10 protein-coding genes are annotated in these 12,220 nt (G+C 62.7%); 5 read left to right on the plus strand and 5 right to left on the minus strand.

What is annotated here, in order from left to right; genetic code table 11:
- Window positions 1-16 precede the first annotated feature (16 nt).
- Window positions 17-1,270, plus strand: a complete 1,254-nt coding sequence (locus tag AUC43_RS11255; protein ID WP_068193281.1) for a hypothetical protein — start codon at window positions 17-19, stop codon at window positions 1,268-1,270.
- Window positions 1,271-1,510: 240 nt separating this feature from the next.
- Here AUC43_RS11255 and treF read toward each other — a convergent pair whose 3' ends face one another.
- The 3 genes from treF to AUC43_RS11270 all read right to left on the minus strand — a co-directional run bounded on the left by treF (window position 1,511) and on the right by AUC43_RS11270 (window position 5,933).
- Window positions 1,511-3,172: an alpha,alpha-trehalase TreF gene (gene treF / locus AUC43_RS11260; protein WP_068193284.1), complete on the minus strand. Its 1,662-nt coding sequence runs from the start codon at window positions 3,170-3,172 to the stop codon at window positions 1,511-1,513.
- 483 nt (window positions 3,173-3,655) lie between these two features.
- Window positions 3,656-5,476 (minus strand): glycoside hydrolase family 10-like protein, encoded by a 1,821-nt coding sequence (locus AUC43_RS11265; protein ID WP_068193287.1) that lies wholly within the window; start codon window positions 5,474-5,476, stop codon window positions 3,656-3,658.
- A 184-nt stretch (window positions 5,477-5,660) separates the two neighbouring features.
- Window positions 5,661-5,933 carry a hypothetical protein gene (locus AUC43_RS11270; RefSeq protein WP_068193289.1) on the minus strand — a complete coding sequence of 91 codons (273 nt, stop codon included), beginning with the start codon at window positions 5,931-5,933 and terminating at the stop codon, window positions 5,661-5,663.
- 145 nt (window positions 5,934-6,078) lie between these two features.
- On the opposite strand from AUC43_RS11270, the gene AUC43_RS11275 reads away from it, so the two are divergent.
- The 4 genes from AUC43_RS11275 (at window position 6,079) to AUC43_RS11290 (ending at window position 9,478) form a co-directional block, all read left to right on the plus strand.
- Window positions 6,079-6,912, plus strand: coding sequence for a hypothetical protein (locus AUC43_RS11275; protein WP_068193292.1), 834 nt, complete (start codon window positions 6,079-6,081; stop codon window positions 6,910-6,912).
- Between the two features lie 132 nt (window positions 6,913-7,044).
- A complete protein-coding gene (locus AUC43_RS11280; protein WP_068193295.1) occupies window positions 7,045-7,917 on the plus strand; it encodes a rhomboid family intramembrane serine protease in 873 nt (290 codons plus the stop codon).
- Window positions 7,918-8,039: 122 nt separating this feature from the next.
- Window positions 8,040-9,050 (plus strand): zinc-binding dehydrogenase, encoded by a 1,011-nt coding sequence (locus AUC43_RS11285; protein ID WP_068198517.1) that lies wholly within the window; start codon window positions 8,040-8,042, stop codon window positions 9,048-9,050.
- Between the two features lie 143 nt (window positions 9,051-9,193).
- On the plus strand, window positions 9,194-9,478 hold the full coding sequence (locus AUC43_RS11290) for a hypothetical protein (RefSeq protein WP_068193301.1): 285 nt from the start codon (window positions 9,194-9,196) through the stop codon (window positions 9,476-9,478).
- 213 nt (window positions 9,479-9,691) lie between these two features.
- Here the strand turns inward: AUC43_RS11290 and AUC43_RS11295 are convergent, their stop codons facing one another.
- Window positions 9,692-11,083 carry an FAD/NAD(P)-binding protein gene (locus AUC43_RS11295; protein WP_157781044.1) on the minus strand — a complete coding sequence of 464 codons (1,392 nt, stop codon included), beginning with the start codon at window positions 11,081-11,083 and terminating at the stop codon, window positions 9,692-9,694.
- Between the two features lie 150 nt (window positions 11,084-11,233).
- Entirely contained in the window at window positions 11,234-12,202 is a 969-nt protein-coding gene (rfaD, locus tag AUC43_RS11300; protein WP_068193305.1) for an ADP-glyceromanno-heptose 6-epimerase, read from the minus strand.
- Window positions 12,203-12,220: the final 18 nt, after the last annotated feature.

The following is a 12,220-nucleotide window of genomic DNA, read 5'->3' on the forward strand; positions in this document are numbered from 1 at the left end:
ATAACTGACTCTGTTTATGAAATCATATATACCGGCCCGCACCACGCTGTGCGGGCTACTCGCTCTGGCCGTGCTGGCCACCGGCTGTAAAAAAGAGCTCGACGATTTTTACACCCCCGCCGGCGACACGGGCTTTGCGTCCATCACCCTGCCCAACCTCGCCGTGAACACCAAGTACGCGGTGGGCGAAACCATTCCGATTTCGTTGGGCTACAACGCGGCCGACCAGCTCAAGAGCGTCTCTGTTTTCCAGGTAATTAACAAAACCGACTCGGTAACCACCGGCACGTACAACGCCGGCGGCACCCTGAATACCGCCCTGGGCCTAACGGTGCAAACGGTGCCCTACGTGGTGCCGAACGTGGCCAATGGCCTGCCCGTGCGGGTCGACGTCATCTCGACGTTTGCCAACGGGGCTACGCGCCTGCGCCGCTTCACGTACAACGTGGCCAACAACCCCACGCTGAAATTTGGGGCCACCCCGGCTACGTACCGCAACGGCCTGGCCGCCGCGGCCCAGAGCGAAAACGACCTGATTGGCTACTCGCTGATTATTAACGAAAACGGGGTCTCGACCTTCCCGCCGCCCACCGCTACGCCCACGGCCCAGCTGTTTAAAGCCGTCGACAGCCTCACGTACTTCTCCCGCATTGGTACGGGGCCGCTGGTTCGCCAGGGCGTGGTGAAAAACCCCACCGCCGGCGTGACCAACACCCGCACGGTTGATGTGAAAGTACCGGCCGGCAGCAACGGGCAGGCGGTTACGTTTGCCTTCACGGCATACGCTCAGGCTGGTTCCACTACACTGGTTTCGGCCCCGGTGAATGTGGGTACGCCCACGGCCCTTGCCACCTCGCGCCTGGGCCGGGTTAGCTTCGGCGCCGGCTCCACGCCCGACTCGCTGGCCTTCAACCTGAAGACCGGCCTGAACGAGCCTTCCGCCAGCCCCGTAGCCGGCAAAGACCTGCAAGTGAGCGGCCTGAGCGCTACGGGTAGCCTCACCTTGAACGCGCCCAACACCACGCGCTACTACAAGCTCACCGCCGCGCAACTGACGGCCAACCCGTATGCGACGGCCACGGCCAATGCCATCGGCAACCTCGTCTTCCAAAACACGCTCGTGGCTGACCTGGGCACTGCCACCGCCGGTGACGTGTACGCCGTGAAAGTGCGCGGCACCAGCGAAGTCATGCTGCTACGCATTCAGGCCGTGCGCCCCAGTACCAGCGGCGGAATCGGTAGGGTAAAGTTTGAATACCGCTCCCTGTAAGCGCGAAACAGCAAACCGCTCAGATTCGGTAGTCGCTGAATAGATTGAAAAAAGGGCCACTTTCCTCGTTGGAAGGCGGCCCTTTTTTATGCTAAGCCAAGTGCTGTTTGGGGTAGTATACAGAACGGTGTAGAGACGCGACACTTCGCGTCTCCTCATTGAACGACACTCCAACGATTCTTTAACGGCGCGGACGCCGAGACGCGAAGTGTCGCGTCTCTACACCGTTCAGGCATGGTGTTACTCCAGCTTGTACCACTCCAGCAGCCGCAACAGCACGCCGTTGGTCCAGCCGAAGCCGTCCTGCAAGGGGTACTCGCCGCCCCCGGCGGGCCGGTTTGGGTTCACCACGTCGTATTTCTCTAACAGCTTCCCGGTCTGGGTGAACACGCGGCGGTTGAGCCCAACCCAGCGGCGGGCTACGGTGTCGGCCAGGGGCAGCTGCTGATACCGCCGCAGCCCTTCGATGGCCAAGTACTCCAATGGGGCCCAGCCATTGGGCGCATCCCACTGCTGGCCGGTTTTGCTCAGGGTGGTGACCAGCCCACCGGGACGGAGAAAATTACCTTTCAGCTCCTTGGCCACCCGGGTAGCCTGAGCCGGCGTAGCCAGCCCAAAGGCCAGCGGGTACACCCCCGCCAGCGTGCGCACCGCCGAGCGCTGGCGCTTAGCCCAATTGTAGTCCTGAAACCAGCCCAATTTGCTGTCCCAGCACAAGGCCAGGAGCGCGGCCCGACGTCGGGTGGCTTTGGCGGTATAGTCGCGGGCTTGCACGGGCTGGCCCGCCACGCGGCAAGCTTCGGCTAGGGTTTGCTCCATTTGGTAGAGCAGGCAGTTGAGGTCCACGGGCACGAGGTCGGTGGTTTGGATGGTGGCCAGCCCACCGCCAGGCTGGAACCAGCGGCTGCTGAAATCCCAGCCGGATGCGGCCGCGGCGCGCACGTTGCGGTAGAACTTGGCCGGCGCCTGCTTGCTGAGCTTGGCGGCTTTCACGTCTTCGGCATAAGATTCTTCGCGGGGCTGCGTGCTTTCGTCCCAATACCGGTTGAGCACGGCGCCGCTGGGCAGGCGCACCACGCGGTGGGCGGCGGTGCCGGGCGCCAGCTGTTCGGCCCCGAGCATCCAGTACTTATACTCGCGCTCCAGGGCCGCGCGGTAGCGTAGTAGCATCCCGTTGCCCTGGTCCTTGGCAATCAGGTTGACCATGCTGGCAAAAAACGGCGGCTGCGAACGGGTGAGGTAGTAGCTGCGGGTGCCGTTAGGCACGAAGCCGTAGCGGCTTATCAGGAACGCAAAATTGTCGGTAAGGTCGTGTAGAAGCTGCCCTTTTCCGGCTTCGGCCAAGCCCAGCATTGTGAAGTAGGTATCCCAGTAATACATCTCGCGGAAGCGGCCCCCGGGCACGATGTAGGGTTTCGGGAGCGGCAGCAGGGAGCGGAAAGCAGCCAGCGAATCGTTGGGGTCGGCGGGAGGGGCGGCGGGCCGGGCCAGCACCGTCCAGAGCGTATCGAGCTGGTGCCGCAGGCCAGCCTGGACATTGCTGCGGAAAGTGGCTACGCTATCGGTTGGCAGCACGAAGTGCGTTTCCACAAACGCCTTGAGCTGAAAGCCGGGCTTGCTTTTCTCGCGTTGCCACGCGGCCAGTATGGTGGCCGGGCGCTGCCGAGGCGCCGCATCAACGAAGGTTTTGCCGTCGCGGAAAATCCGGCCCAACTGCACGGCCTCAAACAGGCCCGGAAACAACTGCCGAGGCGATGCTGGCTTGGGTACCGTGGCCGGAGCCGCCGCTTCTGCCACGGGTTTTGGCACCGTCTTGGGCGTCGCCGTTTCGGTTTGCGCGCGGCCAGCCAGCGGCAGAATACTTAGAAACCCGAGCAACCAGCCGAATAATTTTGTGCGCATTGATGATGTTATAGGTTATTACAAACGCTGCAGGCGCGGCCTTGATATGTCTTCTACAGCAGCATATAAATGGGTACGAATTCCCGGCAAAAAGAATATACTTTTCTTGGTGCTGGTTGGGCTAAGTATCAATTTGGGCGTGGCAGCAGCAACGCTCTCAGGAAACTAGCTCAATAAAAAACGTCATGCGGATTGCTGCGCAGCAGTTCGCTCGCGCCTCTTGTCATGCAGAGCGCAGCGAAGCAACTTATCAGGTGCGAACGAGTCGTCCAACGGTGATAAGATGCTTCGCTGCGCTCTGCATGACAGCCGATTTAATTCCTGCCCCGAGTGTGATGCTTGGCTACGCCGACCTTCGATTTATTCTGCTTGGCTTCGCCGGCCGTCGCTTCTAGTTATCCCTCAGGTGATGAATTCAAGCGCACACAATCCACCAAAAAAGAGGCTTTCCATATTGGAAAGCCTCTTTTTTGCTTTTAAAAATCAATTCCCAAACAGCTTCGCGAAGAAGCCGCGCCGCTTAGGCTTCTCTTTAACTTTCATCTTGACTTTGGTGAATGGCGTTGAGGCTTCCGGGCTTTCGTTCGGGCCATTGGGCCGGAGCACGATGCGCGGCTGCGGGCGGCTCGCCCCCGGCTGCGCGGCCACGGTGGCGGGCCGGGCGCCGGTGCTGGTGGCGCCGGCGGGGGCTTGGCCCTGGGCTATTTCGGTTGATTGCAGCCCCATGGTGATGACGCGCATGGGCCGGCTTTCGTTGTGCAGGCGGTCTACTGCCGTCACGTAATAGGCGTAGGCCTGGCCGGGCACGGCGGCCGTGTCCACGAAGGTGGCGGGGAAGCCGGGGGCGGGGCGGGGCAGCGCCAGGATGCGGCGCGGGTCGTTGGGCGTCGAGCGCTCGTTGGCTTCGAAGCGGTAGAGAACGTAGTACGTCGCCACGTCGCCATCGGGGGCGGCGGGGCCGGGCTGCCAGTTCAGGGTCACGTAGTGGCTGAGGCGGCGCAGCGTCAGGTTGGCCACGGGCAGGGGCGGCACGGCATCCATCCAGGGCATGGGGGGCACCAGCGCCGGGTAGCGGAACAGGTTTTGGCGCAGCGAATCGGTGGTGTGCAGTGGGTTGGCCAGGAGCGACTTGGCCGAGAAAAACACGCTGCCGGGCGCCTCGCCATCATACGAGCGGTTGAGCCGAATCTGGCGGGGCAGCTCCCGCGGGTTGCGCCAGGTGGTATCGGAGCGCGTGCTTTCCAGCATGCGGTAGGTGCCGTGGCCGATGTAGAGGTGCCGGTCGAAGTGATTGCGCGTCCACCACTCCAGCAGGATGGGGTAGGGCACGAGGCGAAAATTGGAGCTCCAGTACAGCTGCGGCACGATGTAGTCAATCCAGCCTTTTTCCAGCCACAGGCGGGAGTCGGCGTACAGATTGGAAAAAGACGGCTGCCCGGCGCGGGTGTCGGAGCCCAGCGGGTCGGCCGATTTGTTCATCCACACGCCAAAGGGCGAAATGCCGAATTTTACCCAGCGCTTGGCCAGCCGGATGCTGTCGTGCAGGTCGTGAATCAGCACGTTCACGTTGTTGCGGCGCCAGTCGGCCAGCTTCTCAAAGTGGTCGGGGTTAAAGTCGCGGAAGGCAGCTTCGTCGTGAAACACCTGGCCCGGCTCGGGGTACGGGTAGAAATAGTCGTCGAAGTGAACGGCGTCGATGTCGTAGCGCCGCACCACGTCGAGAATCACGCGGGTGATGTGGGCGCGCACTTCGGGCAGGCCCGGATTGTACAGCAGCTGCCCGCCGTAGCGCAGAAACCACTGCGGGTGCTGGCGATAGGGGTGGTTGGGCGCGAGGCGGCGCGTCACCGAGTCCATGGTGGCGCGGTAGGGGTTGAACCAGGCGTGAAACTCCATGCCGCGCCGGTGCGCTTCGGTGATGAGGAAAGGCAGGGGGTCGTCGCCCCCGGCGGGGGCCTTGCCCTGCACCCCGGTGAGCCACTTGCTCCAGGGCTCTAAAGTCGACTTATAGAAGGCATCCGAAGCGGGCCGGATTTGTACAAACACGGCGTTGATGCCAGCACGCTGGCCAGCGTCGAGCAGGCGGCGGTAGTCGCGGCGGTACTGCTCCGGGGCCTGGCCGCGCTGGTTGGGCCAGTCTATGTTTTCGACCGTGGCAATCCACATGCCGCGCAGCTCGTGCTTGGGCGGCGGGGTATCGGTGGAGTCGGCAGAGATTCGGGCCTGCGCCGGAGCGCCCAAACTGCTCCAAGCAATGGCAAATAGAAAAAACAGGAAACGGCCAGCGTGGAAAGAACGGAGCATTAATCAGATATCAACAGCACGAATAAGTGCTGCAAATTACGGAGCACACCAGTAGCATATAGTCTGACAACGCAAGTTGGCCGAGCCTATTGCGCAAAAAGCAGGCAGAAGCGAGCAGCCCCGGCCGGGTTGGGCCACGTGGTACTGCTTGCTTCCGCCTGCGTTTTGCGGGTTGTTCTTTAACTCAGGAGCCGGTCAGCTCGGTATCGGTCTGGGGCTGTTCAGGGCCGCCTTCGAGGCCATTGGTCTGGCTGGCGTTGCCGTAGTCGCCGCGGATGCCTGCGCCGTCGCCCATGTTTTCCTGGGTGCTCTTGGGGATAGCGCCGTCCTGGGCAGTGCCGGCTTCGGGGTTGCCGGTGGCGTTCTGGTCGGTGTCGGTGCCTTGCGAAGTGGTTTGGCCGCCGGTGCTGGCTTGGTCAGGACGCGGGTCGGTGGGGGTGGGCTCGGGAATGGGCATGGCTAGGAGAAAATGAAAGATTAATTGGGGCGCGGTGGCCCTGGGAGAAGGTTTACGGCGGCGGGGCTCAACGGTTGGGAATGGCTTATTGCCCGCCATTCGCCAACTTGCTGTCCGCATTCATTCCTCAGCCCCAACTACTGCCGTGTCCGAAACCGCTACCGACTTCTACCACAAGAAAACCGACGCCGAACTTCTGTTTTTCGTCGAGCACCCCGATTATTATCAGCCCAGCGTGGTAGATGCGGCACGGGGCGAATTGAAGCGCCGGGGCCTATTGCCCACCGTCAGCCCCGACACCCCGGCCTACGTACCAGTCGAGACTAAAGAAACCAGCTCCAAAACCGGCGCGGTGGTGCTGCTGGCGGCCGTGCTAGCCATTGGAGCGGGCACGTTTCATTTCATCAAACAAAAAAATGATGCCGCGGCGGCAGCAAAGGCCGCGGCCGCTCGCGTGCCCCACACCGCGCCCCAGCTCACGGAAGTAGCCACCTCCGTGATTCCCAGCTACGAGGGCGTGGTGGCTGGCTGCGTAGAGCAGCAGCTGAAGCGAATGCCCGCTGCCGAAAAGGCCGATGCCAAGCACCTGCGCCAGTTCCGAGAGCTGGCCAAACGCTTTTGGAGCGCCAATGCCCAGACCGAGTACCTCACCAACCAAGCCGAAGCCGCCAAGGCCGGACCCATGTTTGCCGACCAGGCCTTGGTGGTGCGCGAAACGTGGCGCGCCTGGAACCACGCCGCCGTTTATTCCTACGGCTTCCGGCCCGCCATGCAAAGCCAGTATGACCTCATGGCCAAGGCCGCCAGCAGCCAGCAGCACATTCTGGACAATTTGCCGGACCTGCTGCCCGGGCGCAAATTTTTGACCGATAAAGAAATGGTAAGCCGCACGGCCGAAGTGCAGGACATTTTGGGCGGCCTGGTGCGAGTGTCGCCAGTAACGGGCCGGGCCTACAAGCGCACGGTGCTCAAAATGTAGCCGCTGCCATGGCAATGCGCGGCTTCGGTTGTTACTTAGTTGAGGCGGCAAGGGTAAGGACGCGGGCGCTACCGCCACCTGGCAAAGTGGCCGATTGGCAAGGTGGCGTGCTCCTTGCCGCGGCAAGTACATATGGAAGCACCTGACCCCGACAACGGCGCCTCGGCCGCCAGTTCCACGGCCGCGCTGGCCGCTCAGCTCTTCGCCCAAAAGCCCGAAGCCGAGCTGCTGTACCTGGCCCAGAATGCGGCCCGCTACCCGCCAGCCGTGGGGGCCGCTGCCGTGGCCGAGCTGGAGCGCCGGGGCCTGCTGCCCGCCCCCGGCCAGCCAGCCCCACCACCGCCCGCCGAGCCTCAGGAAACGTGGGCCGAGCTGATTGGGCACTTGTTCAAGGGGCTGTTCATTCCCTCGCGCCGCTTCTTGGCCACCCCAATTCTGCTCGACCTCAACCTACTGGTCTTCGGCCTGATGGTGCTCAACGGCGTGTCGGCTTCCAGCCCATCGGGGCATCAGCTCATGCGCTGGGGTTCTAATGTATCCGGCCTCACACTGAACGGCGAGCCGTGGCGGCTGCTCACTTGCTTGTTCATTCACGCCGGCCTCTCGCATTTGCTCCTGAACATGTTTTCGCTATGGCTGCTGGGCCTCTTGGTAGAAGACCGGGTGGGGCCGGTGCGGCTGGTGCTGGTCTACCTGGCCAGTGGCGTGGGTGGTGGGCTGGCAAGCCTCTGGTGGCATGTTTATGGCATTAACTCCGTAGGGGCGAGTGGGGCCATTTTCGGCCTCTATGGCTTTCTGCTCACCTTGCTGGTGAGCAAAAGGCTGGTGCTCGACAAGTCCGACCGCCGCGCCATGCTGGGGCTGGTAATCTACTTGGTCCTCAGTAACCTACTTTCGGGCCTGACCGGCAACATCGACAACGCGGCCCACATCGGTGGCTTGCTCACCGGCTTGGTTGTGGCCGGGCCGCTGGCGCTAGCCGGGCTCAAGAAAACTCTGCCTTAAGCTTTCGGCCGGGGCAGCTGCCGAGGTATGCATTCCGCTTTGCGCGGCGATAAACAATGCGGTGCTTAACGCATTACAATGCCGCACTGTCCATCAAAACCTTTCTAACCCAAAACCCACCCATGCAAGCATTGCAGCTCGACGCCATCAACCAATCCGCCGCCGTCCGCGATATTCCGACGCCCACTCCCGCCGCTGGCGAAATACTGGTGAAGCTACACGCCGCCGCGCTCAACCACCGCGATGTCTGGATTCAAAAGGGCCAATACGCGGGCCTGCGCTTGCCTTGCACCCTCGGGGCCGATGGCGCCGGCGAAGTAGCCGCCCATGGACCCGGGGTGCCCGCCGATGCCCCCACCGTGGGCAGCCGCGTGCTTATCAACCCCGGCCTGCGCTGGGGCGACAACCCCCGCGCCCAGGCCAAAGACTTTGTGGTGCTGGGTATGCCCGACCCCGGCACGTTTGCCGAGTACATCACGCTGCCGGCGCGCTACATCCGGCCGCTGCCCGCCCACCTGAGCTTTGAGCAGGGCGCCGCGCTGCCCCTGGGCGGCCTTACGGCCTACCGCGCGGCCTTTACCAGGGCGCAGGTGCAGCCCGGCGAGCGGGTGCTGGTAACGGGCGTTGGCGGCGGGGTGGCCTTGCTGGCAGCCCAGTTCTGCGCAGCCCGCGGCGCCGAGGTCTGGGTGACTTCCAGCTCCGACGAGAAGCTGGCCCGGGCGCAGGCGCTGGGAGCCAAGGGCGGCATCAACTACAACGCCGACAACTGGGTGAAAACCCTCGTGCAGCAAGCCGATGGCCCGTTCGATGTCATCATCGACAGCGCCGCTGGAGCTCCGTTCAACTCCCTGCTGGATGCCGCTGTGCCGGGTGGCCGCATTGTGTTCTATGGCGGCACCTTGGGCACCATCCCCCAGCTACCGCCGGCCAAGGTGTTCTGGAAGCAGCTCAGTATCCTCGGCTCCACCATGGGCACCGAGCAGGACTTTGAGGATATGCTGCAGCTCGTAACCGAGAAAAGTATAATTCCCGTGGTAGACGAAGTATTCCCGCTGGCCGAGGGCGAAGCCGCCCTGCGCCGCCTCGATGCCGGCGCGCAGTTTGGCAAAGTGGTGCTGAAAATCAGCGAATAACAAAGCGGGAAATTGAGCTAAATAAGTCGTGTTTTTCCTGGCTTTAAATTGAGCTAAATACTGCGTTAGATGGAATGATAATGAGGAATTTGGGGTTAATAAAGCACGCCGTTATCCTCATTGATTTAGCCCAATTTTTCGTCATGAAGTCTGCCGCCGAATACCTCGAAACCCACGTTTTTGAAGCCCGCCGTCCGCGCCGAGAGTTGCAGCCCGTTGTGGCTTATGCCGACGCCGTGCAAGCCATTGAGCAAGCCCTGGCCGATGCTGAGAAATACAAATATCTCCTGATGCGTGCCCTGCGCCGCCACGCCGACGAAACGGCGGCTACTGTCCCAGCTCAAGTCACTTGCACCGCTGCTTCTTTCTTTGCTAAAGGGGCGCCCGTGCTGCCCATTTACCCCAACCAAGAGCGCATGGCCGCTTAAGTGATTTCGAATTTAAGCGTCTGTCATGCAGAGCGCAGCGAAGCATCTTATCCGGTCAGTACGAATCGTTGAGCCATGAGAAGATGCTTCCTGCGTCAGCATGACAAGAGGCGCGAGCGAGATGCTGCGCTCTGCATGACAGCCGAGTAGGTTATAAAACGAAGCCCCGGCTGCTTTTCGAAGTAGCCGGGGCTTTTGTCTTATTGAGCCAGCTCAAGCAATATTCTCCTCGCGACGGGCTATTTCCACAGCTAAATCCGCTGCCTGCTGCCGCAGCTCTGGCACCGCGGTCGATTCGAAATAGGCCGGCCGGCGGCTGGGGCCAAGCGTGAAAAGCCCAGGCGAAGCAGCGCCACTTGTGCCAAGCACTGCCCCAGATTCGTCGGTGAGCAGGCCCAGCCGCAAGGGGTCGGGGTTGAGTTGGTCGGCCTCGCGCAGGCTCACCACCAGCGGGTCGTCAATGCGGCCATAATCCAGCAGTGGGCCGGCGCAGCACACCACGTGGTGGGCAGTGTGCCAGCATGCTTCGGTGCCGTGGGGCCGGATGCGCACCCGCAGCTGATTGCCGGCGGGCAGAATCTCGCGCACTGTGCCTATCTGCATGTTAATCATGCCCGCCGCTGTGAGGTCGTCGATGGCCTGCGCGTTTTGTGGGGGGCTGCGGTGCCGCTTCACCGACCACAGGCCCGCTAGGTGCCGCAGGAATCGGCATTGCTCGTCCAGCGGCCAGGCCGCCCAGATATGCCCCAAGTTAGGCCGCAGCGAGTCGAGCACCGGCCGCCAGTCGATGCCCCGCGCGGCTGCCGCCCGCAGGTGCCGCTTGAAAACGGCTAGCACGCCGGCAACCGTGGTTTCGTGCACCAACTCCGGGTAAAAGCTCGGGTAAGCGGCCGTTTCGGGGCCGTGCGGGGCGGGCCAGCGGCCGTGCCGGGCCACTACCGTAATGGGGGCGTGGTGACCGTCCTGGCGCAGGGCCAGCAACACATCCACCGCCGTCAGGCCCGAGCCAATGAGCAGCACGTCCTCGTCGGGCCCGATGCGGCGCAGGTTGCCGGCCACCCACGGGTCGCCGTGGTAGCCGGGGTGGGCGAGGTAGGCCAAGTCGGGGCCGGCGGGCGGCGGGGGCGGAAAGTTGCCCAGCGCCAGCACCACGTAGTCGCTTCGGATTTCGGTGCCGTTGGCCAGCTGCACGGCCCGGCGGCCATCGGGAAGGAGCAGGGCGGCCACGGCTTTGGTGGCGTGCCACTGCACCTGGCCCGGGCCCGGCGCCAGCGCGGGCGCCAGTTCCTCGTGCAGGTAGCGGCCGAAGGCGGAGCGCGAGGCAAACTCAGGCATGCCGCCCGTGCTTTCGGGCTGCTGCCGTAGCCACGCGGCAAAATGCCCGGGCTCCTCGGGGTACAAGCTCAGCACGCCGGGCCGTACATTGAGCAGGTACTCGGGGCGCCGGGCGGTGTACGCCAGGCCGGGCCCGGGAATGTCGCGTGGCTCAATCAGGTGCATTTCGGCCTGCGCCAGGGCGGGCTGCCGCCGCAGCTGCAGCACCAGCGCCGTTCCCGCGAAGCCGCCGCCCACAACGGTAATAACGGGACGGCCAGAGTGAGTCACAGCGGTAATAATGGGTGAGAAAGCAGGAAGGATTTTAGCCTAAGGAGAAGTACGCCCAAAGCTGAACCAGTAGCAGTGGGAATGTGGCAACCGGTGGCCGCCCCGATGGTTGTGGGCGGCCCAAGCCGGGCGCAAGCTAAAAATTTCAGCCTACATATACTTGCCCGGTACCAGGTAGTTCTTCACGTAGTCGGCGATTCCGTCTTCCAGGTGCGTGAAGGGCAGGTCGTAGCCGATGCTGGCGAGCTTGCTCATGTCGGCCTGGGTGAAGTACTGGTATTTGTCGCGAATGTCCTCGGGCGTGTCCCGGAACTGGATGTCGGCGGTGCGGCCCAGGGCGTTAAACGTGTTCAGGGCCAGGTCCAGGAAGGTGCGGGCCTGGCCGCTGCCCAGGTTGTAAATGCCCGAATCTTTGCGGTGGTGAAGCAGGAAGTAGCACACCTCCACCACGTCCTTCACATACACGAAGTCGCGCATTTGCCCGCCGTCTTCGTAGTCCGGGTTGTGCGACTTGAACAGCACCATCGAGCCCGTTTGCTCAATCTGCCGGAAAGCGTGCAGAATCACCGATGCCATGCGGCCCTTGTGGTACTCGTTGGGCCCGTACACGTTGAAAAACTTGAGCCCGGCCCAGAAATACGGCTTCTCCTCCTGCTGCAGGGCCCAGTTGTCGAAGTCGTTTTTCGAGTCACCGTAGGGGTTGAGCGGCCGGTAGAGCGGAAACAGGGCTTCGTCGGTATCGGTGTAGCCCAGGGTGCCGTCGCCGTAGGTAGCGGCCGAGGAGGCGTACACCAGCGGCAGGTTGTAGCGGACGCAGGCCTGCCACATCTGCTTGGAATAGTTCAGGTTGAGCACATCGAACACGGCCGGGTCCATCTCCGTGGTGTCGGTGCGGGCGCCGAGGTGAAACACGAATTCCACCTGCTCGTGGTTGGCATCGAGCCACTCAAAAAACGTTTCCCGGTCCACGTACTCGCGCAGCTTCTTGCCCTCGATGTTGGGCAGCTTCTTTGCAATCGAAAAATTATCAACCACCACGATGTCGTTGAAGTTGGAGGCGTTGAGGCGGGAAACAAGGCAGCTGGCGATGAAGCCGGCCGCGCCGGTGACTACTATCATACTGGGCGGATTTGGGAG

It is taken from the genome of Hymenobacter sedentarius, assembly GCF_001507645.1.
Classification (GTDB): domain Bacteria; phylum Bacteroidota; class Bacteroidia; order Cytophagales; family Hymenobacteraceae; genus Hymenobacter; species Hymenobacter sedentarius.

What these genes read in the sequence shown, in the direction of transcription:
- AUC43_RS11255 (WP_068193281.1), top strand. Translation starts at nt 17, where the DNA reads ATGAAATCATATATACCGGCCCGCACCACGCTGTGCGGGCTACTCGCT.
- treF (WP_068193284.1), bottom strand. Translation starts at nt 3,172, where the DNA reads ATGCGCACAAAATTATTCGGCTGGTTGCTCGGGTTTCTAAGTATTCTG.
- AUC43_RS11265 (WP_068193287.1), bottom strand. Translation starts at nt 5,476, where the DNA reads ATGCTCCGTTCTTTCCACGCTGGCCGTTTCCTGTTTTTTCTATTTGCC.
- AUC43_RS11270 (WP_068193289.1), bottom strand. Translation starts at nt 5,933, where the DNA reads ATGCCCATTCCCGAGCCCACCCCCACCGACCCGCGTCCTGACCAAGCC.
- AUC43_RS11280 (WP_068193295.1), top strand. Translation starts at nt 7,045, where the DNA reads ATGGAAGCACCTGACCCCGACAACGGCGCCTCGGCCGCCAGTTCCACG.
- AUC43_RS11285 (WP_068198517.1), top strand. Translation starts at nt 8,040, where the DNA reads ATGCAAGCATTGCAGCTCGACGCCATCAACCAATCCGCCGCCGTCCGC.
- AUC43_RS11290 (WP_068193301.1), top strand. Translation starts at nt 9,194, where the DNA reads ATGAAGTCTGCCGCCGAATACCTCGAAACCCACGTTTTTGAAGCCCGC.
- rfaD (WP_068193305.1), bottom strand. Translation starts at nt 12,202, where the DNA reads ATGATAGTAGTCACCGGCGCGGCCGGCTTCATCGCCAGCTGCCTTGTT.